Source organism: Ensifer sp. Root31, from assembly GCF_001424825.1.
GTDB lineage: Bacteria > Pseudomonadota > Alphaproteobacteria > Rhizobiales > Rhizobiaceae > Ensifer > Ensifer canadensis.
The window spans coordinates 183,739-206,755 of the sequence record NZ_LMCO01000002.1; the positions used below are offsets into that span (position 1 = coordinate 183,739).

23 protein-coding genes and 2 pseudogenes are annotated in these 23,017 nt (G+C 59.5%); 8 read left to right on the top strand and 17 right to left on the bottom strand.

What is annotated here, in order from left to right:
* The first annotated feature begins 123 nt into the window (after positions 1 to 123).
* Genes ASD00_RS03760 through ASD00_RS03770 form a run of 3 tightly spaced genes read left to right on the top strand, consistent with a single transcriptional unit; the run spans position 124 to position 1,773 of the window.
* Positions 124 to 654 (top strand): tail fiber protein, encoded by a 531-nt coding sequence (locus ASD00_RS03760; RefSeq protein ID WP_057204819.1) that lies wholly within the window; start codon positions 124 to 126, stop codon positions 652 to 654.
* Positions 655 to 706: 52 nt separating this feature from the next.
* On the top strand, positions 707 to 1,207 hold the full coding sequence (locus ASD00_RS03765) for a tail fiber protein (RefSeq protein WP_234907811.1): 501 nt from the start codon (positions 707 to 709) through the stop codon (positions 1,205 to 1,207).
* Positions 1,208 to 1,218: 11 nt separating this feature from the next.
* On the top strand, positions 1,219 to 1,773 hold the full coding sequence (locus ASD00_RS03770; RefSeq protein ID WP_244495995.1) for a tail fiber protein: 555 nt from the start codon (positions 1,219 to 1,221) through the stop codon (positions 1,771 to 1,773).
* A 164-nt stretch (positions 1,774 to 1,937) separates the two neighbouring features.
* Here the strand turns inward: ASD00_RS03770 and ASD00_RS41360 are convergent, their stop codons facing one another.
* A complete protein-coding gene (locus ASD00_RS41360; RefSeq protein WP_228751018.1) occupies positions 1,938 to 2,219 on the bottom strand; it encodes a hypothetical protein in 282 nt (93 codons plus the stop codon).
* Positions 2,220 to 2,351: 132 nt separating this feature from the next.
* Positions 2,352 to 2,921 (bottom strand): hypothetical protein, encoded by a 570-nt coding sequence (locus tag ASD00_RS41365; protein WP_244495996.1) that lies wholly within the window; start codon positions 2,919 to 2,921, stop codon positions 2,352 to 2,354.
* Between the two features lie 37 nt (positions 2,922 to 2,958).
* Between ASD00_RS41365 and ASD00_RS03785 the strand changes: the two genes are divergently transcribed.
* Positions 2,959 to 4,101, top strand: coding sequence for a Xaa-Pro peptidase family protein (locus ASD00_RS03785; RefSeq protein WP_057204767.1), 1,143 nt, complete (start codon positions 2,959 to 2,961; stop codon positions 4,099 to 4,101).
* 793 nt (positions 4,102 to 4,894) lie between these two features.
* On the opposite strand, the gene ASD00_RS39690 is transcribed toward ASD00_RS03785, so the two are convergent.
* The 9 genes from ASD00_RS39690 to ASD00_RS03825 form a co-directional block, all read right to left on the bottom strand.
* Positions 4,895 to 5,068 (bottom strand): type II toxin-antitoxin system RelE/ParE family toxin, encoded by a 174-nt coding sequence (locus tag ASD00_RS39690; RefSeq protein ID WP_156408145.1) that lies wholly within the window; start codon positions 5,066 to 5,068, stop codon positions 4,895 to 4,897.
* Positions 5,061 to 5,306 carry a type II toxin-antitoxin system ParD family antitoxin gene (locus tag ASD00_RS03790; RefSeq protein ID WP_234907813.1) on the bottom strand — a complete coding sequence of 82 codons (246 nt, stop codon included), beginning with the start codon at positions 5,304 to 5,306 and terminating at the stop codon, positions 5,061 to 5,063. Before ASD00_RS03790 ends, ASD00_RS39690 begins: the two co-directional genes overlap by 8 nt.
* Positions 5,307 to 5,391: 85 nt before the next feature.
* Positions 5,392 to 5,640 (bottom strand): hypothetical protein, encoded by a 249-nt coding sequence (locus ASD00_RS03795; RefSeq protein WP_057204771.1) that lies wholly within the window; start codon positions 5,638 to 5,640, stop codon positions 5,392 to 5,394.
* Positions 5,641 to 6,107: 467 nt separating this feature from the next.
* Positions 6,108 to 7,106, bottom strand: coding sequence for a ScyD/ScyE family protein (locus tag ASD00_RS03800; protein WP_057204773.1), 999 nt, complete (start codon positions 7,104 to 7,106; stop codon positions 6,108 to 6,110).
* A complete protein-coding gene (locus ASD00_RS03805) occupies positions 7,085 to 7,825 on the bottom strand; it encodes an SUMF1/EgtB/PvdO family nonheme iron enzyme (RefSeq protein ID WP_057204822.1) in 741 nt (246 codons plus the stop codon). Before ASD00_RS03805 ends, ASD00_RS03800 begins: the two co-directional genes overlap by 22 nt.
* Before the next feature lie 16 nt (positions 7,826 to 7,841).
* Entirely contained in the window at positions 7,842 to 8,903 is a 1,062-nt protein-coding gene (gene ugpC, locus ASD00_RS03810; protein WP_057204775.1) for a sn-glycerol-3-phosphate ABC transporter ATP-binding protein UgpC, read from the bottom strand.
* A 4-nt stretch (positions 8,904 to 8,907) separates the two neighbouring features.
* The gene (locus tag ASD00_RS03815; RefSeq protein ID WP_025429155.1) at positions 8,908 to 9,768 is read right to left on the bottom strand and encodes a carbohydrate ABC transporter permease; all 861 of its coding nucleotides are present in this window, start codon (positions 9,766 to 9,768) and stop codon (positions 8,908 to 8,910) included.
* Positions 9,769 to 9,775: 7 nt separating this feature from the next.
* Complete coding sequence (locus ASD00_RS03820) at positions 9,776 to 10,699, bottom strand: sugar ABC transporter permease (RefSeq protein ID WP_057204777.1); 924 nt, start codon at positions 10,697 to 10,699, stop codon at positions 9,776 to 9,778.
* Between the two features lie 121 nt (positions 10,700 to 10,820).
* Positions 10,821 to 12,080, bottom strand: coding sequence for an ABC transporter substrate-binding protein (locus tag ASD00_RS03825; protein ID WP_057204779.1), 1,260 nt, complete (start codon positions 12,078 to 12,080; stop codon positions 10,821 to 10,823).
* Between the two features lie 339 nt (positions 12,081 to 12,419).
* Between ASD00_RS03825 and ASD00_RS41370 the strand changes: the two are divergent.
* Positions 12,420 to 12,488 (top strand): annotated as a pseudogene (locus tag ASD00_RS41370) (NAD(P)H-dependent oxidoreductase); the annotation flags it as partial.
* A 327-nt stretch (positions 12,489 to 12,815) separates the two neighbouring features.
* Here the strand turns inward: ASD00_RS41370 and ASD00_RS03830 are convergent.
* Entirely contained in the window at positions 12,816 to 15,284 is a 2,469-nt protein-coding gene (locus ASD00_RS03830) for an adenylate/guanylate cyclase domain-containing protein (protein WP_057204781.1), read from the bottom strand.
* 47 nt (positions 15,285 to 15,331) lie between these two features.
* Positions 15,332 to 16,429, bottom strand: a complete 1,098-nt coding sequence (locus tag ASD00_RS03835; RefSeq protein ID WP_025429159.1) for a branched-chain amino acid ABC transporter substrate-binding protein — start codon at positions 16,427 to 16,429, stop codon at positions 15,332 to 15,334.
* Positions 16,430 to 16,615: 186 nt separating this feature from the next.
* Here ASD00_RS03835 and ASD00_RS38255 point away from each other — a divergent pair.
* Positions 16,616 to 16,927 (top strand): annotated as a pseudogene (locus tag ASD00_RS38255) (integrase); the annotation flags it as partial.
* 62 nt (positions 16,928 to 16,989) lie between these two features.
* Positions 16,990 to 17,268 carry a GNAT family N-acetyltransferase gene (locus ASD00_RS03845; RefSeq protein WP_057204785.1) on the top strand — a complete coding sequence of 93 codons (279 nt, stop codon included), beginning with the start codon at positions 16,990 to 16,992 and terminating at the stop codon, positions 17,266 to 17,268.
* Positions 17,269 to 17,424: 156 nt separating this feature from the next.
* On the opposite strand, the gene ASD00_RS03850 is transcribed toward ASD00_RS03845, so the two are convergent.
* The 4 genes from ASD00_RS03850 to ASD00_RS03865 form a co-directional block, all read right to left on the bottom strand.
* Positions 17,425 to 18,420, bottom strand: a complete 996-nt coding sequence (locus tag ASD00_RS03850; RefSeq protein ID WP_057204787.1) for a TRAP transporter substrate-binding protein — start codon at positions 18,418 to 18,420, stop codon at positions 17,425 to 17,427.
* 30 nt (positions 18,421 to 18,450) lie between these two features.
* Positions 18,451 to 19,713 carry a TRAP transporter large permease gene (locus ASD00_RS03855; RefSeq protein ID WP_025429163.1) on the bottom strand — a complete coding sequence of 421 codons (1,263 nt, stop codon included), beginning with the start codon at positions 19,711 to 19,713 and terminating at the stop codon, positions 18,451 to 18,453.
* Positions 19,713 to 20,327: a TRAP transporter small permease subunit gene (locus tag ASD00_RS03860; RefSeq protein WP_057204789.1), complete on the bottom strand. Its 615-nt coding sequence runs from the start codon at positions 20,325 to 20,327 to the stop codon at positions 19,713 to 19,715. Before ASD00_RS03860 ends, ASD00_RS03855 begins: the two co-directional genes overlap by 1 nt.
* A gap of 577 nt (positions 20,328 to 20,904) precedes the next feature.
* Complete coding sequence (locus tag ASD00_RS03865; RefSeq protein WP_057204791.1) at positions 20,905 to 21,837, bottom strand: LysR family transcriptional regulator; 933 nt, start codon at positions 21,835 to 21,837, stop codon at positions 20,905 to 20,907.
* A gap of 123 nt (positions 21,838 to 21,960) precedes the next feature.
* Here ASD00_RS03865 and ASD00_RS03870 point away from each other — a divergent pair, with 123 nt between their 5' ends.
* Positions 21,961 to 23,007 carry an aromatic ring-hydroxylating dioxygenase subunit alpha gene (locus ASD00_RS03870; protein WP_057204793.1) on the top strand — a complete coding sequence of 349 codons (1,047 nt, stop codon included), beginning with the start codon at positions 21,961 to 21,963 and terminating at the stop codon, positions 23,005 to 23,007.
* The last annotated feature ends 10 nt before the right edge of the window (positions 23,008 to 23,017 follow it).

Below are 23,017 nucleotides of genomic sequence, written 5' to 3' on the forward strand. Positions count from 1 at the left end.
ACTTTAGCGAGAAACTCGTTCAAAAAGTTTGTCAAACCGCCCTTCCCAAGATGCTCGTTATGAGAGAGAGTGCGCCGCAGGATAAATCCAGAGTCGTCGAATTTTATCGGGATGGGGGCAACCATGAGCGAACCTTTTGTGGGGCAGATCATGATGAGCGGGTTCGGCTTTGCGCCGCGCGGTTTTGCACTGTGCAACGGCCAGATTTTGGGGATCAATCAGAACCAGGCCCTGTTCTCCTTGCTGGGGACGTACTACGGCGGCAACGGCTCAACCACCTTTGCCCTGCCGAATCTGCAGGGGCGAACGCCTGCAGCGGCCGGTCCGTCCGCCGACCCCAGCTGGAACCCGACACCCTATGAAATCGGAGAGGCCGGTGGCATTGAAGCTGTGACCCTCATGCAGCAGCAGATTCCTGCCCACCAACATCAGGGCAACGGGACGACTGCGGAGGCCAATCAGCGCAACCCGACGAACACGCTTTACGGTACCACCTCCCTGCCGATCTATGCGCCATCAGGCGAAGCGCAGGTTGTGCTGGCGCCCCAGAGCGTCGCGTCGGCGGGCGGCGGACAGCCGCACTCCAATATGCAGCCATTCAACGTCATCAGTTTCTGCATTGCGTTACAGGGCGTATACCCGCCCCGCAATTGAACCTAGCCGCCGGAGGATAACAATGGGCACTCCCTATATCGGGGAAATTCGGATGTTTGGCTTTTCCCGCGTGCCGACCGGCTGGCAGGCCTGCGATGGTTCGCTGCTGTCAATCGCGGAATATGACACACTGTACATGCTGCTTGGCACCACCTATGGCGGCGACGGCCAGAATACGTTCGGCGTGCCCGACCTTCGCGGTCGCGTGCCCCTGCATCAGGGCACCGGCCAAGGACTGAGCACGCGCTTGCCCGGCCAACTTGGCGGCACCGAAACCGTGACCCTTCTCGCGACCCAGCTGCCGCCGCACAACCATCCGATGTTTGCGACAACGACAGCAGCCAGCGCGACCGCGATCGGAACGAACGCCGAACTCGGCGCACTCTCGGGCAACACGATGTATGCCACTGATGTCACTGGCCTTAATGGGTTCAATACGTCCCCGAACTCGACCGGGCCCACCGGACAAACCCAACCCCACGACAATATGATGCCGACCTTGACGGTGCAATTCTGCATCTCGCTATACGGTGTCTTTCCGTCGCAAAGCTGATGCAGCCCCCATTGCACGATAAGGGAATAGAAATGTCAGAGCCTTTCATTGGTGAAATCCAGCTTTTCGGCTTCAATTTCGCGCCCCGCAATTGGGCGCTTTGTAATGGCGCGACGCTTGCAATTCAGCAGAACACGGCATTGTTTTCATTACTGGGCGTAGCTTACGGCGGCAATGGCAGTTCCACTTTTCAATTGCCAAACTTTTCCGGCCGCGCCGGCTTCACTCAGGGCATGGCACAGGGGCTCTCGCAACACACGCTCGGCGAGGTTGTCGGCGAAAACAACGTCACACTGAGCACGTCGGAAATGCCGGCGCATACGCACGGGTTCACGATCTACAACCAGACCGACATGGCAAAACGGGCAAGCGCACCTTCTGCCGGCAACGCGTTGACCGTGCCCATCGAGAGCTCGGTCACGGCAAAGGACGCTCAGCCGAATGCCCAATTCGCGTCAAATATGATCGGCTTGGCGGGCAACAACCTGCCGCATGAAAACCGACAGCCTTATCTTGCCGTGAACTTCTGCATTGCCCTTAACGGCACCTTCCCGTCGTTCGGGTGATGTTGCCAGCCGACATTGCCACGATCGGATTTCCGGCACGCCTCGATCCGCCTCGCCTGCCGGTCGCGGGCATGTCCTTGCGCCACGCCACATCCGAGGATTTTCCGTTTCTGCTACAGCTCTACCGGTCGTTTCGAGCGGAGGAACTGGCGGCGGTGCCTTGGTCAATCGAACAGAAACACGCCTTTCTCCAACAGCAGTTCCTGTTCCAGCATCGCCACTACATGGCGACGTTTCCCGACACAGATTTTCTCGTTGTCGAGATCGGAGGCGAGCCAGCCGGCCGCGTCTATCTTGATGCGAAGAAGGAGCGTTGGCTCATCGTCGATATCGGTGTTTTGCCGCAATGGCGCCGTCAAGGCCACGGAACCACGCTGTTGGCGGCCATTCAGCACGAGGCGACGGTGTCCGATTGCGAGGCCGTCGTCCTGCACGTCGAGCAGCATAACTTCCGGGCGCAGGCTCTCTACCATCGTCTTGGTTTTCGAGCCGAGGAGAATGGTGGTTCTCACGTCCAGATGGAATGGTCTTGCTGCAACCTCGCCGAGACTGGGCGTCTCTGACCGCCTTTCACCTCATCAATTGAATACGGCCTGGTAGACGATGCCCTGCTTGTCCCTGGCGACCGGTACGAGGAAGATCTCCAGCGCGCCGAGCGACGCATTCCTCAGGCGGTAGATCTGCTGCGGCAGGACGATCGCCGAACTGCTGCGGAACACCAGGGAAAAAGGCGCGCGCCGCATGCCAGGCAGGATCTGTGTTGTGCCCGGAGAAGCTTCCGCCAAGGTCAGCGGCACGGTGCTCTCGCCAAGAGACAGATCAAACGACTGGCCGACACAACCCGCAAAATTTTGAAGCGTCAGAAGTTCCATGCGCTGTTCTCCCCGATGATTCCCGCTTAGGTCGATAGCTGTACACCTACAGCATTGCGGTTGAGCGCAAAAGACTTCGGGCATCTCGAGTTCTTTCGCTGAAAGCGACCGCCAGCGTTCCCCTTGTACATTCAGCGAATTTTCAGCACAGAACAAGAACATCGGCTTCTGTTCCCTTCGTTTCGTTTGGTGGGTGTCGCGCGCCAATATCCTTGTCGACAAATTGCCTACATAGAAAATATATAAAATCGACAGTTGGGTTTTGGCCTCGTACATTGGCAAAAGCCTCAAAGATTCTGACATAGGAGCCGACATGCCTTTGCCATCCCGCCCTGCCTCGATCTCCGCTACGGAAAGACATGCGCGACTGGGAAGATTGCGCGAAAACATGGAAGCTGCCGGTTTCTCAGCCGTTCTGATAGGAGCGACAGAAAGCCTTCGCTATTTCACTGGCCTTGTCTGGCATCAAAGCGAACGTCTCCTCGGTGCGCTGGTGACACCCACGACACTTACTTACATCGTTCCGGGTTTCGAGCGCAGTCGCGTGGAAACACTGCCGCACCTGCCTGGCGAAATCGCCACTTGGGAGGAAGAGGAAAGCCCCGCTCGGCTCATTGCTTCACTGCTTGCAGCCACTGATAAGCTCGCGCTCGACGATGCGCTGCCGCTGTTTGCCTATCATGAGCTCGTCAGGAATCTCGGCGTTGATCGCATCGGTGATGGTGCTCGTTTGATCCGTGGTCTCAGGCTCTGCAAGTCAGCAGCCGAAATCGCGCTGATCCAGTACGCGATGGATCTCACCCTCGAGGTTCACAAACGCGCGCACGTCATGATGGAGCCGGGTATACGGGCCTCCGATGTCGTGCGCTATATCGATGAACAACATCGCGCGCTCGGCGCCTCCGGTGGCTCGACCTTTTGTATCGTATCATTCGGAACCGCCACATCCCTGCCTCATGGGGCAGATGGCGACCAGGTGCTTGAGAAGGGACAGGCGATCCTCGTCGATACGGGAACACGCATCGACGGCTATCACTCGGACCTCACCCGCACCTACATGCTGGACGAGGCGGACGCAGAGTTTGAGCGCGTCTGGTCGATCGAGCGCGAGGCACAACAGGCGGTCTTCGAAGCCGCGCAGATCGGCGTGGAGGCTCGCATGCTGGATGAGGCGGCCCGAGCGGTGCTCGTGCGCGAGGGCCTTGGTCCGGATTATAGATTACCGGGCCTACCCCATCGGGCCGGTCATGGTCTGGGCCTCGAGATCCACGAAGAACCTTACATCGTGCGCGGTAACGGCACGCGCCTTCGTGCCGGCATGTGCTTCTCCAACGAACCGATGATCGTCGTACCAGGTCAGTTCGGTATCCGGCTCGAAGACCACATATTCATGTCTGACACTGGACCGCGCTGGTTCACGCAACCCGCCACCGGCCCAACTCAGCCTTTTGCTTGAACGACATGACTACGCTCGGGGGCTTGATGCCATCAGTCCAGGCGATGAAGCCTGTGATGAACTGACTGACTGGCCGATGATAGAGCACTTGCGGCGGTCCAGCCTGTTTAATGAAGCAGCACGCTTAGCCGAGGCGCGGACAGCCGGGCCGGTTAGCAAATGCGACTGTCACGAACCGCCCGCGCCGTTCGCCATCGATGACGATTTGTCTGCGTGTCACGGTCTGAATTTCCGGATCACGTAGTCCAAGTCTCGATGCACGACGAAGCGCTTGCCGCTCGCTACAGCCGGGCCGCTCGTACTCGTCCTCGTAGTATCGACGGTCCAGATCTATCGCGCAGCTCAGGACGTCCGTCCGGGCCGATGTAGAGGTCGAGGGACTGCGCCGACGACGTGGATGAAACGGCTGAGAGGGCGCCGACCGAGAGCAGGCCTGCCGCCAAAAGATTATGAATGGACTTTTGCATGTCCGCCTCCTCAATAGAGTTCAGTTGAGCCTATTGAGAACTGAACGACAAAGGCCAGGTAAGGTTCCCCAGCATCAACGGCGGTTGCCGCGCTCGTCCTTTGTATGACAATCGTGAAGGCGGCAACCATTGGACGTTTCAGTATCGCTCTATCGCGATCGCTTCGGTTGGCATCAACGCCTTTCTTCTGCCTTTCCCGCACTTAATTCTAGATGAACAAAAACGCCGGCACGAAATGACCACCCCGCAGACAGCCCCAATCGGACCGAGGTTCAGCCGCATTCTCACTTTTAACTGGCCACGACCGGCTGTCGCATTGGAGAGGGCTATAGATGCCGCTCAAACCGGCCGACGATCGCGCCGGTGCGTAGGCGCTCAAACAGAGCGGCGAACCCACGCAGATACAAATCGCGCTGCGCCACTCCCCAAGTTCGCTGGGTGTAGCGGCCGATTTCCTTCACATCCTCACGAGCAAGCGGCGTGATCGCAAATTCAGGCATGCGCCGTTTCCTGGTCGAGTTCATCGAGAATCGCGGTCAGATCAAAGGGGACACAAGCGCCCGCGTCGGCCTGACGCCAGGCAGGATCCAGCGCCTCGCGCAGTTGCTGCAGCTTCGCCGCATCCGATTCTTCCCCCGCAATCTTGAGACGCAGCGCCTCGCGGATCACCTCCGAGGCATTGTTGTAGAGGCCCGACGCCACCTTATCGCGGACATATTCATCGAGCTTTTCGGTCAAAGAGATATGCATGTGTGCATCCTTTCGCCACCCAATCCTACAAGGATTGACAATCTTTATGAACGATCAGGGTGCATCGATCAGTTCACGTGCCCAGCAGGACCAGCACCAGGACGACGAGAGGACGGCATGCTTCGGAGAGTTGCCCCCGCCCCTGCGCCCCCATCGGCAACTCGGAGCGCAGCGAACGAGAGAGTTGATTCTCGACGTGTTCCACAACCGCCGCTTTGATGCCGATAACCTGACTCTCCGCGACCGTCGTGTCGCTGCCAGAGCGTCCCTTCTTCGCATTGATGTTTCGTGCGGATTGATTTCCCTTGCCTGGAAGAGCCATGGGTGACGGGTTTCAGGTTTAGATTTGACACATGTTGGCCAAGGAAGGCTGGTGTCTTCACCAGCAGGAGCATCTGATGATCGCAGAACTCTTCGATAGAAACAGGATTTGGTCAGAAGAGAGAAGAGCCTTGAAAGCCGACGCGAGCGTTTGTCGGAACTGCAGCGGCAGAGTATCTATGGATCGGGTGTTCCGATAGCAGCGTGCGGCCAACGTCATCGCCGGCCTGGAGTCTGGCGAGGTGTTCCTGCACCGCAACGTCGCCAACTTGATCGATCCGACTGACCCATGTTGTCCATCGTGGAATATGCTTTCAATTGCTCGGCGTTAAACCATCATCATATGCGGTTACTACGGTTGCGGCGGCATTCGCGCAGTTGTCAGCGGTGAAGCACTCGTTGCCCATTTGAAGTGCGACCCGACACCCTCTTCGCCTCGATAGGTCGTCACACTGGTAGTCAGTGCGCCTATTCACGTGTCAGAAAATGGAGGTTGCCGCCCAGATCGGAAACGACGAGCCGCCGCTCGTCCCAGACGAGGACGGACACCGGTCGTGTCAAGGCGTCGAGAATGATCTTTCGGCTGCCCGTCATTGTGTCGAGTCTGAGCAAACGACCGCTGCCTTTCCGGAAACCTTCCGGCTGATCGTAGATACCATGTTCGAGAACAAGCATCGCTCCATCATTGTCGAAGGCGATAGCAACGGGCGCATTCAGGCCATCGACGTCAAGTCGCGGATTTGACGCGCCACCGGTTTCGGGGATCGATACGATCTTTCCAGCACCGGCAAGGAAAGGAAAGCCGCCGAACAGCGCGACATAAAGGCGTCGGTCGCGCAGCCCGATCCCGGTCGGCACAGCATCGACTTCATAGCTGTTCCCGGTTGCGAACTCTGTCGGCGAAAGATCCTGCAGTGCCGTCGCCGCCTCGGCCATACGGCGGAACGTCATGATCGTGTTCTTCTGCCCATCCGTTTGCACCCGTTCGACACTGTTTCGCGCGGCATCGATCACGTAGTAGACGCCGTTCGCCAAGATGAAGTCGAACGGATTCCAGAAATCGCTGCTGATGACGCGGACCGCGCCAGCCCCATCGATCGCAACGAGGGCGTGATCATACGGGCCTGCGTCGGAGTTGGCCGGCGTCCACCCTTGGGCGACGACAAGAACGTTACCGGCACGCACGACACGGTAGGGACCGGTCGGGTCGCCGATCACATCGAGGCCATGCGAAAAGACCGGACCGAATGCGACGAGCTTACCCTCCGCGTCGCGGCGATAAAGCCGGCCGCTGGCCAGATCGGTGACGAGCAGAGCCTCGCCGTCGCGGGACATACCGGCGAACGCGCCACCCGGCAGGTTAACGGTCTCTAGCCGGTAGCCGGGTGCGACTGCCGGCTCTGCGCTAGCGCCGACTGCCAGGAACAGAAGACCAGCAATGATTGTCAAGCCGCGGAGCGAATGCATCGGAAGCCACCATTGGCTGAGAAACGAAATTCCGGATTATAGGCGAGGCGATAGGTCGTCGTAAGGTGGCGTGCATCGCTGTTCCAGGAGCCACCGCGAAGCACGCGGTATAGCCCCGTAACGTTTGCCGCAGCCCCACCGTCATAGGGCGCGTAAATATCACTGGTCCACTCCCAGACGTTGCCGACAAGATTGAGGACGCCCTCGCTGCTTGCGCCATCGGCGAAGGACTCTGCTGGCGCGGTCATCGGATAACCGTCGCGCGCGTCGCCGGAGCAGCAGATATCCGCGCCGGAATTTGCCCGCACCAAGTCCCCAGGTGCCGAGCCCCACGGAAATGCGCTGCCCGTCGTTCCGCGTGCCGCTCTCTCGTATTGTTGCTCCGACGGCAGCGCCAACCCGTAGTGACGACAAAAAGCATCGGCGTCTCCCCAACTCACCCCGACGACCGGCCGGTCGTCCAATCCCAGAGCCGGGTGATTTGCGTAGAAGGCCGGGCGGTGACCGGTCTGATCGATGAAGCGTCCGTATTGTCGGTTCGTGATCTCGGTACGGTTGATCGCGAAGGCCCGCTCCCACAGAACGCGGCGCGGGTGTTCATTTTCGGGGCCGTCGTCACGACCGAAGACGAACGCGCCGGCAGGGATCTCTATCAGCGGATTGCCGTCGATGGGACCGGCATCGGCGGCGGCCGCGGCGAATGCCACTGTGATTGCAATTGCCGCCGTCCAGATGTCAGAAGTCGACACGGTATTGTGTCCCTCCATCGAACAGAAAGACGCGATCTGTCTCAACCTTCACGCCGATCCGCTGATCAATCTGGCCAGCGAAGTTCTTGTCGGCGCGCAAAGTCATCAGTTGGCCGCCTAGCTGCAGGCTTACAAGCGTGTTCTCGCCCGTGAGCTCCACCGAATAGATCGGCGCAACCAGATTGACGTCGGCATCCTCGGCTCCGGCCGCATGGACGTCCTCTGGACGCACACCGAGAACGGCGGAAGAGATGTTTGCCCGCCCAAGACCCGCCACCCTTAGGCCGGCCCTAACGAACACGCCGTTTGTCACCTCCCCGGGGATCAGATTCATCGGCGGCGAGCCGATAAATCCGGCAACGAAGAGGGTGCGCGGATCGTTGTAGATTTCCCTCGGCGTTCCGAGCTGCTCGATCACGCCCTTGTTCATCACGGCCACGCGGTGGGCGAGTGTCATCGCCTCTATCTGATCGTGGGTGACATAGATCGTCGTGACCTGCAGCTCATGCTGGAGATGCTTCAGCTCGGCGCGCATTTGCGTGCGAAGCTTGGCGTCGAGATTGGAAAGCGGCTCGTCCATCAGAAAAACACGTGGCGTGCGGACGATGGCGCGGGCGAGTGCCACGCGCTGGCGCTGACCGCCGGAGAGTTCCTTCGGCAGACGCGACAACATCGTGTCGAGTTCAACGCGCCGCGCGACCTCGGCTATTCGTCGCTTGTATTCGGCTGGGGGCACTTTGCGGATCTTCAGTGGATAGCCGATATTGTCCTCGACACTGAGGTGCGGATACAAGGCATATGACTGGAAGACCATCGCGACGTCGCGATATTTTGGCAGGACGCCATTGATGCGTTCCGCATCGATGTAGATATCGCCCGATGTCGCCTCCTCGAGACCGGCAACCATGCGCATCGTCGTCGTCTTGCCGCAACCGGAGGGGCCGAGCAGGACGAGAAACTCCTTGTCCCGGACCTCTAGATTGAAGTCGGCGACCGCGATGAATTCGCCGAACTTCTTGGAGACATTGGTGAACGTGACGGACGCCATGGTCTCACCCCTTGACGGCCCCGAGAGACAGCCCCCGGACAAGATGCTTCTGAACGATGAAAGCGAAGATGACGATCGGCACGCAGGCCATGAACCCGGCGGCGCTGATTTCCCCCCAATAGGTCTTGTACTGCGTCACCCGCCCGGCGATGCCGATCGGAAGCGTCTGCGACTGCTCGGTGAGCGTGATGATCAGGGAAAGCAGGAACTCGTTCCACGAGATGATCAGGCAGAAGATGGCCGTCGCCGCGAGCCCTGGACGCGCGAGCGGCAAAGCGACATGCAGGAATGCGCCCCAGCGCGTGTCCCCGTCGACGATCGCGGCCTCTTCCAGTTCGACCGGCAGGTCCTGGAAATAACTCTTCATCATCCACGTTGCGAACGGCAGGTTGAAGGCGGTATAGGCGACGATGAGCGCCGACTTCGTGTTGAGCATGTCGAAGTAGTTGAAAAACAGGTACAGCGGAATGATGCTGACGATAGGAGGCATCATGCGCGTCGAGAGGATCCAGAACGAAATCTGCTTTCGCCACTGCCACGGATAGCTGAAGCGCGCCAAGGCATAGCCAGCCATCGTGCCAAAGCCTACGGAAATGATCGTGGTTCCGGCCGCAACGAGCAAGCTGTTCAATGCGTAGCGCAGGAACGGCCGCTGGATGAACGCTTCGTCGTAGTGCTTCAATGTCGGGTTGCGCGGCAGCCATTCGGGCGGTACTGCGAAGATGTCGATGTCGAACTTGAACGAATTCGCCGCGATCCAATAAACGGGAAACAGCGTCAAGATCAGCGCGATGAGGATCGCCAGATAGGCGGATAGTCTGAGAAGCATCTCCCGGACCCGGCTGCGTGTTCTTATCGTCGCCATCGTCGCCTCACTCCGCCAGCCGCATGCGCTTCATGAACCAGGTGCTCAGCGCGATCGTCACGAACAGCACGAAGAGCGAGATCGCCGCAGCGTAGCCGGGATCGGCGAAGCGGTAGGCGACCTGATAGATGTATAGACTCAAGACCTTCGTTCGGTCTGCCGGACCTCCCCCCGTCAGGATGAAGACCAGGTCGAAAAGGCGCAGCGCATCCATGACGCGCAGGAGCAAGGCAATGGCGATGACCGGCTTCAGGAAGGGCAGCGTCAGATCCCAGAACTGCCGCCATGACGAGGCGCCGTCGAGCGCTGCGGCCTCGTAGGGTTCGACCGGCAGGCTTGCCAGCCCCGCCAACATCAGAAGAAAAATGAAGGGCGTCCACTGCCAAACATCGGCAACGATGATCGAAAACATCGCGAGGTTCACGTCGCCCGCCCAGGCTTGCAGTGGAAGACCGAGACGGAACATGATTTCGTTGAGGACGCCAAACTGTGGCTCGTAGATGATCTTCCAGGTGATCGCGACGGCGACCGGCGGCAGCATCATGGGGATCATCAGGACGGTTTTGAGAAAGGCTAGTCGGCGGATGAATTTATCGAGGAGCAGCGCCAGGCCGAGACCGAGGAGGAATTCGGTCGTCACTGCCACGACTGTAAAGACAGTCGTGTTCCAGAGTGCGACGTGAAATTGCGTGTCGGAAAGCAGTCGAGCAAAATTGTCGGGGCCGACGAACTCCCAGGGCAGATCGGGGTTCGGGCTGATTTTGTGAACCGCGGCATAGAACATATAGAGGCTGGGAAAGATCGTCAGCCCGAGCAATATGAGGACCGTTGGCGCAAGCATGAGGATCCGCAAATGGCGCTCTGCCCAACGCTCCAGACCGCCGCCCATGCGAAGCGGCGTGGTCAATGTGCCTTGATCGGGCGTCAACATCTCCCTCCCGTGAACAGGTTGTCCATACGCACCTCAAACCCCGCGAGCGCTACGGGTAATTGCCGTCACCACCATGGGAGCGGGGCCCAAAAACCCAGCTCCGCGCAGATCGCATCGCCGCCTATTTAAGGCCCGTAATCTCTTCGACTGCTGCCTGTGAGCTCTTCAGCGCCTCCTCTGGCGTAATCGTGCCTGCGACCGCCTTGGAAAGCTCGATCCCGAAGGCATTCTCGATCTCCGGCCACTTCGGATGGCGTGGACGAGGCGTCGAGGCCTGGATCGCCTCCATCAACACCGGATAGTGTCGGAACTGTTCCTGCGAGGTCAGTTCCGGATCGGCAAAGACCGAGGCTCGGACAGGCGGATTGCCGCGCGTGGCGGAAATCTTGATCTGCTCAGCCGAGGTCGCCCAGACCATGAAGTCGAAGGCCTCCTGTTTATTCTTGGAGGCCGACATGATGCCCATGGTCCAATGGCCAATTTCGGAGCTGCCCGGTTTCGTCCCCGCCGGAATTGGGGCGTAGGAAATCTTGCCAACCATCTTCGACTGGCTCGGATCCTCAAAGGTCGCAACCCAGTTCGGCCAGTTGATAGACGAGGCGGCGGCACCAGCAGCAAGCGCCGTACCCACTTCGTTGGCATTGTAGCTCTCGATCCCCTTTGGAGAAACGTCGCGCAGCGCCATGAACATCTTCATCGCGGCCGCGCCTTCCGGCGTATCGATCGTCACCTTCGTGCGATCCTCGTTAAACATATTGGCGCCGTAGGACCAGAAGATCGGCATGAAGTCGGCCACGACCGGGTTACCCTGGCCGCCCCGGAAGACATAACCGAAATAGCGACCTCCGCCGTTCTTGGTTAGGGTCTGGCTCGCCTTCAATACGTCATCCCAGGTCTTGGGAGCGTCGACGCCGGCTTCCTTGTACTTGGCGGCGTCATAGAAGAACATCTGGGCGTTTCCCACATAGGGCAGGCACACATAAGGTCCCGTATTGTAAGGGTTGCGACAGATCGCCAGCGACTTCGACAGGAAGTCGTTGTCCGGGCCTTCCATGCCCGCATTCTTGAAGTATGGCGTCAAATCCTCGAGATGTCCGTTCTCGGCGAAAAACGGAATCCACGGGTCATCCATCAAGATGATGTCGAACACGCCGGATTTGGTTGCCCCCGCATTGGCGCCCTGTTCGAACACATTGGCATAAGGCGCCTGCACGATCTCCACCTTCGTGCCCTTCATCTTCGAGTAGTCGTCGGCAGCAGCCCTAAGGCCGTCACCCTCGCTGCTCGATGGCACGAGGACTGTGAAATCGGCCCATGCGACCCCGTTGATCGCCAGCGCGGACGCCGCAGCAGCGAAGACGAGAAACAGTTTGCGAACCATCGTACACCTCCCATTCCGAGTTGATATCCAAAGGCCGCTTTTTCGTAGGGGGCCCTACCCTATCCGGTACGGCGGAGATGCGAGCTCGACGCCCATGCGAACCGACACGCGACAACTTGAAACGCCGTCCGGCATCTCGTCGAGCCGGCGCTGCTCCCAAAGCCGATTTTACCACATCAGGAGCATTATTTAGAGAGTCTGTATTAGCATTCGCTACTATTGCATATTGCATGATCACAATTCTCAATTCCCGAACACCGTCGTATGTTCGCCCACGTCGGAATGTGATCTCAATTGATAGGAATGTGGGGACTGTGCCGGCCGAAATCCGGATCATAATATGTCCGCAGCATTCCCGGCGGCCTCAAAAACGCGATAGATTGGCTTGTCTCCGGTGAGGCGGTGGTCGGATTCGTTATCTCTGCCCACATCAAAGGTGATTCCGCGCACTTCACGCACGCGTTCAAACGCTGGACGGGAGTTCCACCATCACGGTTTCAGATGGACCGGGAATGAAAATCGATCATTAGATCGCTAGAACAGCACAGATTGTGCGCATCCCCGAGGCCTCGTCTGAGGCCATGGCAGATCCTGCCCGAATTGGAGCCGCCGATGCTGGGGCTCAGGCTGTAGCGGACCCGGGCAGTTCAGCTCCCGATGGGGACGATACATCACTGCTGGTCGACGAAGTGACTGCAGTAGTAGTCGTCGATCCGGGTGCGAGCGCGAACCACGCTACCCAGGCTTGTGGCAAAGTCGATCGAGCACGTCGCGAAGCGCAGTCGCGGCTTCATCTCGCTCGCCAGCAGACATCAACTCGGGTTCCGCTTCTAGTCTGAGATGCGGCAGCTCGGTTCGAACGGCGCTGCGTGCGGCGACCAGATTGGTCTTCAGATCGAGGACACGATATGTGGCGACGGGATAGGCGATACCCCTGATCTGGACATGCCCCAGCTCGACACAAGCGATTGTGTCCTTCACTTGCGCAAAGGTCTCATAGGAAATGAGCACTGCCCCCGCCGGCGCCTCCTGCTCGAGGCGCGAGGCGAGATTCACGGCGCCGCCGATTATCGTGTAGTCCATCCGATCTTCACTGCCGAAGTTGCCGACCGTGCAGTAGTCGGTATGAATGCCGATGCGGCATCGTAGCGGCGTTTCAATGCCGATGTCGCGCCAGATTTCTGCAAGTTCGCTCATCCGTTTCTGCATGGCGAGAGCCATCTCAACACAGGCGAGCGCGTCCTCCTTGACGCCGCGGGTCTCCGGGTCCCCGAAAAACATCAGGATCGCGTCGCCGACATACTTGTCGATGGTGGCGCCGTGTTCCAAAGCAATTTTCGACATTTCCGTCAGGTAGTGATTGAGGAGTTGGGTGAGATCCTCGGACTCCATCTTGTCGGTGGTCTCGGTAAAGCCGGCAATGTCCGAGAAGCATATCGTCAGCTTCTTCCGCTGGCTGGCGATCCTGACGTCCTGACGGCCGGTGAATATCGAGTTGTATACTTGTGGTGCCAGATACTTCGCCAGCTTGCTCGATAGCGCCTCGAGGGCTGCGGATTTCTCCGCGAGGTTCTCCTCCCGCTTTTTCAACTCCGAGATGTCCGAGTAAACGGCCACCGTGCCGCCGCCTGTGATGCGGCGCTCGCCTATCATTATCCATCGCTCGTCACTTCGCCGCTGCACCCACGGTTCACCAGGATTGCGGTGCCGGGAGAGGCGCTCGGCGACCCATTCCTCGAGGCGCCCCTCGGCATCCTTGATGTAGCCGCGCTCGGCGGACCGGCGGATGATGTGCTCGAATGTGGTGCCGGGCGTCAATTCGATCGCAACATCGCTGTAGAGCAGTTCGCGGTAACGGCTGTTGCTGAGAACGAGCCGGTCCTCCACGTCATAGAGAGCGAACCCCTCCGAGATGCTCTCGATGGCATCTACGAGCCGTTGGCGTGCTTCAGCAACCTCGCGCAGATTCTTTTCCTCGACCTCGACAGCCGTGTCCCGGAACAGCCTGAGCGCCTCAGCCATGCGGCCGATTTCGTCGTGGCCCGCGGCAGGCAATGGCGCACAAAGATTGCCGTCGGCGATCGCGAGCATGCCCTGGCTCACGCTTCCCAGACGGGCGAGAAGACTGCGGTCGACATAGAGCCAGACAATCAGAATCGAACTCAACAGGCTGAGAACGGCCGAGCCAAGGACAACGCCGGTGCCGTAGCGCTGGACGACCGCGGCCTCGAGACCGGACGAGGAAATCTCACGGTTTGCCGCAGCGACAAGGCGATCGACAGCAGCGGTGAGACTGCGGGACAGCCGATTGTTTTCGGCCAGAAGTTTTTCGCCCTCAGCCAGGACGGCAAACTCGTCCTGTCTAGCCTTCGGTATGCTGTTGCCACCATCGATCAGCGCCTTGAACTCGCCCACCCGCTGTTGGAAGCGGGACCGTAGCTTCTCGTCGATCTCGGCTGAAACCGTTTCGAGGACGGCGAGCGACCGGCGCAGCGGAAAGAGCATCAATGCAAGATCGCCTGGCGTCGGCGCGTTCGCCAACTTAACCAGCGCGTCGTTGACGGCGGATATCTCCTGGTGTGCCCTCTGCTGGGGGATGTAGGCCTTAATCGCCTCGACCAGGTCGGAAGTCGCCGCCGCGCGTCGGTCTGAGGCGAGCGACGCGTCGGCCGCGACAGTTCTCCATTGCGCAAGCTTGGAATTCATCACCAAGATGCCAGCCGCCAGAAGGCGTTGGCCTGCAATTGTCGTAGCCGATAGGCGACGTAACAACTCCTCCTTGCGCGCGACTATGGTGAGCTTGGCGGCGACAAGGTCGTCGAGTGCGTCGAGGTTTCGCCGCAGACCAAGCACCGCCGCCTCGATCTCGGCCACCGCCGCCGTGCCAAGCGTGCCCCCCTTGAGCGCGGCAAGCAGTTCCTCTAGGCGCGCCATCTCGACCCCGATCGCAGCCGAGACCTCGTTGTGCCGTACCTTGCTCGTTGAATTCAGTACAGACGGAGCAGTTGCCGCGACCCGCTCGGCTTGACGCGACAGTTGGAGGGACGCCAGCGCCGACGGCACCCGATCCTTGGTTATGCTGTCGACAACCTCGCCTACCTGGAGGAAGGCATAAAGAGCAGCTGCCGTCGCGAGCACCGCGAAGGTGCTGATGCCGAAGAAAGCCAGCAACAGGCGGCCGCGTATGCCTAGGCGTTCAAGCATCGCGGCGACACTTAATCTGAAGTGACGCGGCGGCGTGTGGCGGGCTGCTATTCAACCGGCACATACTCTCCACCCCGCCAGACGTACCACACCCAGCTTTGGTTCGTGAGGTCGCCCTTGTCGTCGAAATCGACCGGGCCGAGCACAGTGTCGAACTCCTGTCCGCGCAGTGTCGCGATGACCGCCGGCAGTTCGAGCGAGGCTGCCTTATCGACCGCTTGCGCCCAGAGTTGGACGGCAGCGTAGCTCAGCAGTGTGTAACCTGCGGGCTCGAAGTTTTCGGCACGGAACCGCTCCACCACCGGGGCAGCTTCGGGGTTTCGCCGCGGGTCCGCGGAGAACGTAAAGAGGGTCCCCTCGGCTCCCGGGCCGGCGATCAGCGCAAACTCTTCGGTTGCCAGGGCGTCGCCGGAGATGACCTGAAGCGCGTAGGCGCGGTCGCGTGCAGCGCGTACAATCAACGCAACCTCGGCATGATACCCGCCGACATACAAAACGGCGATACCAGCGGCCTGTAACGCAGCGATCTCCGCCGAATAGTCGTTCTTAGCAGGCGTGTATGCGTCGTAGACAGCTTCGGTTACGCCCCGCTTGTTCAACTGCTTTCTTGTCTCACCGGCGAGACCCATACCATAGGTCGTGCCGTCGTGAAGGATCGCGATTTTCTTTTCGCCCCATTCATCGGCCAGGTAGTTGCCGGCCACGATCCCCTGCTTATCGTCGCGACCTATGACTCGAAAAACGTTGTCACGGCCCTGTTCGGTCAACAGCGGATTGGTCGATCCTGGTGAAATCTGCAGAACCGCCGCCTCCTCATAGACCTTTGATGCCGGGATCGAGGCGCCGGAGCAGTAATGTCCGACGACGAACACCACTCCGTCAGCCACCAGTTTCTTGGCTGCCGCCACGGCCTGCTCGGGATCGCAGAAATCGTCGACGTTGATGACGCGCACCTGCTGGCCAAGGACGCCGCCCGCCGCATTGATGTCGGCTACGGCCATCTCTGCCCCACGCTGACCCTGCTCGCCGATCCAGGCGAGCCGTCCGGTCATCGCGGCCGAAACCCCGATCACTACCTCCGCCTGCGCGGGGCAGATGTAGATAGCCGCAAGCGCGGCAACAGCTATGGTGACCACGCGGTGCATCACTGTACCCCTAACGTTAGCTTACGCTAATCAAGTCGATGCCGACAGTCCTTTGCGTAAGTGCGGATACCTCGGCCGGTTCCGCAACAGCCTTGCCTCGCGTCAGCGTCGTCGGGCCGCCCGCGCAGAATGCTTTCTTGGCTGAAACAGTCGCAGCACTGCATGCCGAGCTCGGCAAGGAAGGACTGGCGCGGCCTCACCGGGTACTTCGACGCACCATCGCTTAAAAGTGCACTCAGATTGGCCGTGAGAGCCAGCAATCGTCCACGTTAGCGAAAGAGCAAAAAGGCCGTTACGGGTGATACTCTCGTCCTGTTGCTGGCGACCTGCGCCAGTAGCCGCCTGATTGATCTGCGCGATCAGGCAGGTGGACGTAGACAATCGGAAATCGCCGGCCTGCGTGTGGAGGATTTGACCGACGAGGAGCCAGTTTTTGCCGATCCCAAAGGCAAAAATTCCCTTCCCCTGCCGTGTTTGACGATCCATCTTGGTCGCACGCTGAATTGAGCGAGACCCGCCCCAGGCGACCGTCCGCCGAAGAGAACGATTGGAGTGAGACAATGAACGGCACGATCACCGACAATGTCGCGGCATCACGCTTCGAGCTTGCTGTTGGCGATGAGCTTGCCGTTGCCTATTACCGCAACGAAGACGGCCGGGTCGTTCTTACCCACACGGAGGTTCCACAGGCACTTTCCGGGCAAGGCATCGGCACACGGCTGGCGCGTGGGGTCTTCGAGACGCTCCGCCAAAGACAAGCTCGCATTATCGCCAAATGCCCGTTCATGGCCGCCTTCGCGGTAAAGCATCCGGAATATAGCGCGATGCTCGATGGATGAGTTCGGTGCGGCAAGTTGCCGACGGCCTCAGGCAATTGGTGTGATCCCCGCCGTCCGCGTCCGGCGTTCCGTGCTCAAGGGCGGCGGTATGTTCGACTTTGCCATTACGGCTTTCCCCTGAAGGGAAAGCCGTAATGATACGTGAAACTGCTTCCGTCAGAGGCTTGCGCCGACTTCCCGAAGCTCCTTCAGAACCGGCGCCTTCGGCAGCCAGATCTCGTCATAGGCGGCGATGATCTCGGCGGTGTTCTGCAGGTCTATGTCGACGATCTTGATACCGGTATTCTTGAAGTTCTGCAGGAGGGTGGCTTCCTTTGCGACGGTCGCGTCGATCTGTTTGTCGAGTTGCTCGCGGGTAAGGCGGGCGATAAGTTCGCGATCCGCTTCGGGAACGCCCTTCCATATGCGGCCGGAAGCCAGCGCGACACAGGGCATGAAGATGGCGTTCATGCGCAGCATGGTCTTGGCGACCTTGTCATATCGCTGGTTCCAGGAGAGATCCAGGTCGGCTTCAAGTCCATCCACCTGCCCGTTGGACATAGCGTCAAACACCTGCGGCGTCGGGATTGGCGTCGGCGCTGCGCCGAGCAGTTGATAGAAGTCACGGTAGGCCGGCGTTGTGTTGATACGCAGCTTCATACCCTTGATATCTTCAATGCCGGCGGTTTCCTGACCCGTGAAGACGACGCGCAGGGTGGTGATGCCGTAACCAAGTCCAATCGTGCCGGTTTGGGCAGGCAGTACGTCGAGCAGCTTGATTGCGGTCGGGTGACGAACGAGTGCAGCGACCTTCTCCGTGCTTTTGACGAGCCACGGCGCATTGATGGCCGCGATCTGGGGAATGCGCGAGCCGAGTTCCGCGGTCATGATCCAGCCGAGATCCAACGCACCGGACTGCATCTGCTGCAGCATGGCGCCTTCGTTGCCGAGCTGGTTCGACGGGAAGACCTGGATCGCGAGGCGCCCGTTTGTTTCTTCGGCAAGACGCTTGCCGACGGCTTCAGCCGCAAGGTTCCAGGGGTGGCCCGGTGGCGTGGTGATGCCGAGACGATAGATCTTTGCAGTCTGTGCACGCAGAACCGACGGCGCGGACATCGCCATCGCGGCTCCCAGCGAGACGCTCTTCATCAAAGTACGACGCGTAATGTTCATTGCAGGTTCCCTCTGTTGTGAGTTTATCGGTTAGGAGAAGTAGGTCGACAGTGCCGGGAAGATCGAAAGCAGCACAAGGATGACGCAGCAGATCAGGAAAAACGGCAGCGTTACGATGAACATCTTGCCGGGCTTCGCCCCCGTTACTGCGGCGGCAATGAAGAAATTCAAGCCGACCGGCGGGGACAGAAAGCCGAGGACCAGGTTGATCACGGCGACGACGCCGAAATGCACCGGATCGATGCCGTAGACTTCTGTCGCGATCGGCAGCAGGATCGGAACGGTCATGATTAGCCCCGGCGCGCCATCGATGACCGTGCCGATGACGAGCAGGATCACATTGACCAGCAGCATAAACGTCACCGGGTCTTTCGCGATCGTCTGGATCCATTCCGCCACGTGCTGGGGAACCATTCCGTAGACGAGAACCCAGGAAAAGACGGCAGCCGCAGCGATCAGGAACAGAATGCCGGCCGACAGGACCCCTGCCTTGACGAACATCTCGGGAAGCTGCTTCAGGCGGAGATCGCCGGTCACGAAACGCCCGACGAGGATTGCGGCAACCACGCCCATGGCCGCGGCTTCGGTCGGATTAGCAAGCCCGGTCACGATCGATCCCACGATGATCAGCGGGATGATCAGTGTCGGCGCGGCCTTCAGCGTGATGGTCACACGCTCGCTCATCGGCAGGCTGGTGCCGCGCGGGTAGTTGTAGACGTATCCCATAAGCGCGATCACCACACAAAAGGCGATGGTAAGAATGACGCCGGGAATGATACCGGCGGCCAGCATGGTTCCGACGGGAACCTGCGCGATGACGCTGTAGACGACGAACATGATGGAAGGGGGAATGATCGGCCCCAGCATGCCGGCATAGGCGGTCAGACCGGCAGCGAAGGTCTTGTCATAGCCCTTCTTCTCCATTTCCGGGACGATCATCTGCGACATCAGCGCAACCTGGGCCGCGGCCGAGCCGAGAATGGACGCCACGAACATGTTGGCGAGCAGGTTCACATAGGCAAGGCCGCCCTTGAGCGCGCCGACGAATGCCATTGCCATGTCGATGATACGGCGCGTGATGCCGCCGCCGTTCATGATCTCGCCGATGAGAATGAACAGCGGAATGGCGATCAAGCCGTAGCTGTCAAGACCCATGAACATTTGGGTGGGAAAGGAGACGAACAGGACCGTATTGTCGCTTTGCCAGATATACGCGGCGGCCGTGAGGCAAAGCACAATGGAGATCGGCAGGCCGACTAGCATAAGGGCGACGAATGCGCCGAAGGTAAACATCAGGCGGCTCCTTCTGCAGTCGTCAGCGAGACCTGTACGCGCTTGCGCGCGATGCCGAGGTCTTCAAGCAGGTTTGCAGCATTGTGGACGATGAGCGTGAGAGCGAAGATCGGCAGAATCAGGTTGACGATCCAGGTCGGCCATTCCAGCGTCTGGGTTCGCTCGGTGTAGAGGAAGTTGAACGTTTCGGCGGCAAAAGCCTGAGCGTCGAAACCGTGGGAAACGATGCCCAGCGGATCCAGCCAGATCCAGCACACCACCGCAAAGCCGGTCGCAAAAGTCAGCGATATTGCGGTGGAAAAGGCGCGCAGCCGCGCGACCCATTTGGGTGACAGTTGATCCGACAGAAGCGTGACGGCGAAATCGATCCGCAGCCGCGTCATGACCGAAGCCCCGATAAAGCCAAGCCAGATCATCGAGAAGATCGAGGCCTCGTCGATCCAGTAGATTGGCACCTTGGCGAATCGGGTGACGACATTCACCAAAATCAGCGCCAGCAGCACCGTTATGAAAATCCCGGCCAGGAACTTCTCAGCGCGCAGGAGCGCCTGGGACAATCCTGTTATTTTCTCCGCCCAGAGCGGGTGGTTTCGTGGCTCCCCGGTCGATGACATGGCACGCGCCTCCTCTTCCTGCATACTTCTTGTATTTATAAAGTATACATAGTTGCGCTTTGTCAACCGCTTTTCAAGCCGGCTAAGAAAGTCGGCACTGCTCGGTGACCGTCGTTACCTATTCTGCTGCAGGCCACGCCTCAGGTCGGGAAAGCGCCTCAAGGCGGTAACACTTATTGGCTGTGGGAAAGCTGCCAAGGCCAACGTTGGCCTGACGGCAGAGAACGTCGACGATCTGATAGCGGATCTCAAAGGCGACGATGGATACCAATTTCCCCGGGGTCGTCCGGTCCAGGGAAGCCAATCTGGTAGCGCACCGCGAAGCGGACCTTTATACGGCTGCTCTCCGTCGAGTTGTTTGGTTTGGAGTAGTCGTAGTCACCACATCGATCAGCTTTGCGCGGTGCCTGAGAAAGTCGTCCCCTGATAGAACCCGACACTCTCGTTGAAGCCTCCCCATTGAACTTGCTCCTCGGGAAGTCCCCGTCGGGTGAGATCCAAGGAGCATTCGAGTGATGCGGCTCGTCGATTGATGGCGGGCAAAAGCCGCGTAGAGCAGCCGTAACAATACCTCACCTCAGGTGGCTGCGCCTTTAGCCGGAGCGGACAGCAGCTCCTGTTGTCTCGCTACCCCGATTAGCCATTTGTGAAATTTTTGCCCGAACGGCTTTTCGAGAGCCGTCCGGTCCCAGGCTAAGTAGTAGCTTTCGGACAGTTGCATGCGAATGTCGAAGGGAACCATCAAGGCGCCGGAGGCAACCTCATCCAGTACCATCGAAACCTGTGCGAGAACGAATCCCCTACCGTTCACCGCCGCGTCAATGGCGCTGCTCGACAAGGCAAAGGAAAGGCCAGAGAACGTTTGGCGGCCATCGGCATGCACCAAGGAGGCCCAGTCCCTCCATTGCGGCGAAGCCTTGTAATCCGCCTCCCATTCCACGTTTAGCAGCGGGAATTTGAGAATGGCCTGCGGACTGTCGAGGACACGGTTGGCGATCAACGCGGGCGAACAGACCGGTACGACCCAGTCGGTGAACAGATTTGCAACATGCTCGTGCGCATAGGCGCGCCGGCCGTAGGTAATGCGGAAGTCCACCTGCTCGATACCGATGCGGGGCTCTTGCTCCTGGCCGAGAATGCGCACACTGGATTCCGGACAGAGGGACTGCCAGTCGAAAATCTTGCGACCGACCCACCTGTTGGCGACCGAGGTCAAGGCACTGAGGACGATCCCGGTCTCGTTCCTGGCGCGCGTGAGAATATTGGCGGCATGGGAGAGCTGCTGAAAGCCTTTCGCGACTTCCCGGTAATACAGCCGCCCCCATGACGACAATTCGACCCGCCGCCCACGTCGCTCCAAAAGCGTGAGCCCAAGACATTGCTCCAGGTTTCGTACCAGTTGGCTGACGGCGCCGGGCGTTACACCGAGATCCTCCGCAGCGGCGCTGACCGAGCCACATCGTCCGATCGCCTCAAAGGCTTGCAGGCCGCGCAAGGACGGGTTCGACATCGTTAGGCACTCCTCGGACAGGTCGCTCAATTTAGAAAATCTAAAAAAGAACGCAGGAGCTGGCAACTTGTTGGCACAAAAAAAACGGCGGACATTCGCTTAACAAAACGCAAGGAGAGCGAAATGTTTCTCAAGAATGCCTGGTACGTCGCAGCCTGGGACCAAGAAGTCGGCCGCGAGCTAAAATCGGTCACGATCCTCGGCGAACACATCGTTCTTTACCGCAAGCAGGACGGTCATGCCGCCGCGCTCGAGGATGCCTGTCCCCATCGGAAGCTGCCGCTGTCCATGGGCCGCATCAAAGGTGACGACGTGGAATGCGGCTATCACGGCCTGACCTTCGATTGTTCGGGCTCCTGCACGCGGGTTCCGGGCGCCGAGCGCATTCCGCATGTCGCCAAGGTGAGATCTTACCCAGTCCACGAGCGCTACGGCCTGCTTTGGATCTGGATGGGCGATGCAGAGAAGGCGGATCCGAAGGAAATCTTCGAAGTCGAGTATTTCGACAATCCCGCCTGGGGAATCAATCGCGGCGAGTCCATGACGCTCAACTGCAATTACCTCTACATGACGGACAACCTGCTCGACCCGTCCCATGTCGCCTGGGTCCATCAGTCGTCCTTCGCAAGCTCGGCCTGTGAGGAAACGCCACTCGAGACGACCGTGAAGGACGACGGCGTCACCGTCTGGCGCTGGATGATCGATTCCGAACCGGCCCCGTTCTACGCGCCCTTCCTGCAATTCGAGGGCAACACCGACCGCAAGCAGCACTACGAGGTGCGCTATCCGAGCAACGCGATCATTAAGGCCATCTTCGCGCCGGCCCACACCGGCGGGGAAGGCCGCGTCCTGCCAGAAAACACCTTCCTCATGGACAGCTACAACTTCATGACGCCGGTCGATGAAAACCGGACCAAATACTATTGGTTCCAGATGCGCAACTTCGCGCCGGACGACGCCAAGGTTTCCGAGAGTTTCGCAAAATCCGTACGGGGCGCCTTCGAAGAGGATCGCGTCGTGCTGGAGGCGGTCCATCACGCGATGGCCAACATGCAGACACCGAACCTCGACCTGAAGATCGACGTCGGCCCGATGCGCTTTCGCCGCAAGCTCGCCCAACTGATTGCCGCCGAGGCGAAAGCCGGCACGACCAGCGAAGCCGCTGAATAAGGATCAATCC

Excerpts from the sequence above, each read along its gene's own strand:
- ASD00_RS03760 (WP_057204819.1), top strand. The coding sequence starts at position 124 with ATGAGCGAACCTTTTGTGGGGCAGATCATGATGAGCGGGTTCGGCTTT.
- ASD00_RS03765 (WP_234907811.1), top strand. The coding sequence starts at position 707 with ATGTTTGGCTTTTCCCGCGTGCCGACCGGCTGGCAGGCCTGCGATGGT.
- ASD00_RS41360 (WP_228751018.1), bottom strand. The coding sequence starts at position 2,219 with ATGCTGCTCGACGTGCAGGACGACGGCCTCGCAATCGGACACCGTCGC.
- ASD00_RS41365 (WP_244495996.1), bottom strand. The coding sequence starts at position 2,921 with ATGTACGAGGCCAAAACCCAACTGTCGATTTTATATATTTTCTATGTA.
- ASD00_RS03785 (WP_057204767.1), top strand. The coding sequence starts at position 2,959 with ATGCCTTTGCCATCCCGCCCTGCCTCGATCTCCGCTACGGAAAGACAT.
- ASD00_RS39690 (WP_156408145.1), bottom strand. The coding sequence starts at position 5,068 with ATGCCTGAATTTGCGATCACGCCGCTTGCTCGTGAGGATGTGAAGGAA.
- ASD00_RS03795 (WP_057204771.1), bottom strand. The coding sequence starts at position 5,640 with ATGGCTCTTCCAGGCAAGGGAAATCAATCCGCACGAAACATCAATGCG.
- ASD00_RS03800 (WP_057204773.1), bottom strand. The coding sequence starts at position 7,106 with ATGCATTCGCTCCGCGGCTTGACAATCATTGCTGGTCTTCTGTTCCTG.
- ugpC (WP_057204775.1), bottom strand. The coding sequence starts at position 8,903 with ATGGCGTCCGTCACGTTCACCAATGTCTCCAAGAAGTTCGGCGAATTC.
- ASD00_RS03815 (WP_025429155.1), bottom strand. The coding sequence starts at position 9,768 with ATGGCGACGATAAGAACACGCAGCCGGGTCCGGGAGATGCTTCTCAGA.
- ASD00_RS03820 (WP_057204777.1), bottom strand. The coding sequence starts at position 10,699 with ATGTTGACGCCCGATCAAGGCACATTGACCACGCCGCTTCGCATGGGC.
- ASD00_RS03825 (WP_057204779.1), bottom strand. The coding sequence starts at position 12,080 with ATGGTTCGCAAACTGTTTCTCGTCTTCGCTGCTGCGGCGTCCGCGCTG.
- ASD00_RS03830 (WP_057204781.1), bottom strand. The coding sequence starts at position 15,284 with ATGCTTGAACGCCTAGGCATACGCGGCCGCCTGTTGCTGGCTTTCTTC.
- ASD00_RS03835 (WP_025429159.1), bottom strand. The coding sequence starts at position 16,429 with ATGCACCGCGTGGTCACCATAGCTGTTGCCGCGCTTGCGGCTATCTAC.
- ASD00_RS03845 (WP_057204785.1), top strand. The coding sequence starts at position 16,990 with ATGAACGGCACGATCACCGACAATGTCGCGGCATCACGCTTCGAGCTT.
- ASD00_RS03850 (WP_057204787.1), bottom strand. The coding sequence starts at position 18,420 with ATGAACATTACGCGTCGTACTTTGATGAAGAGCGTCTCGCTGGGAGCC.
- ASD00_RS03855 (WP_025429163.1), bottom strand. The coding sequence starts at position 19,713 with ATGTTTACCTTCGGCGCATTCGTCGCCCTTATGCTAGTCGGCCTGCCG.
- ASD00_RS03860 (WP_057204789.1), bottom strand. The coding sequence starts at position 20,327 with ATGTCATCGACCGGGGAGCCACGAAACCACCCGCTCTGGGCGGAGAAA.
- ASD00_RS03865 (WP_057204791.1), bottom strand. The coding sequence starts at position 21,837 with ATGTCGAACCCGTCCTTGCGCGGCCTGCAAGCCTTTGAGGCGATCGGA.
- ASD00_RS03870 (WP_057204793.1), top strand. The coding sequence starts at position 21,961 with ATGTTTCTCAAGAATGCCTGGTACGTCGCAGCCTGGGACCAAGAAGTC.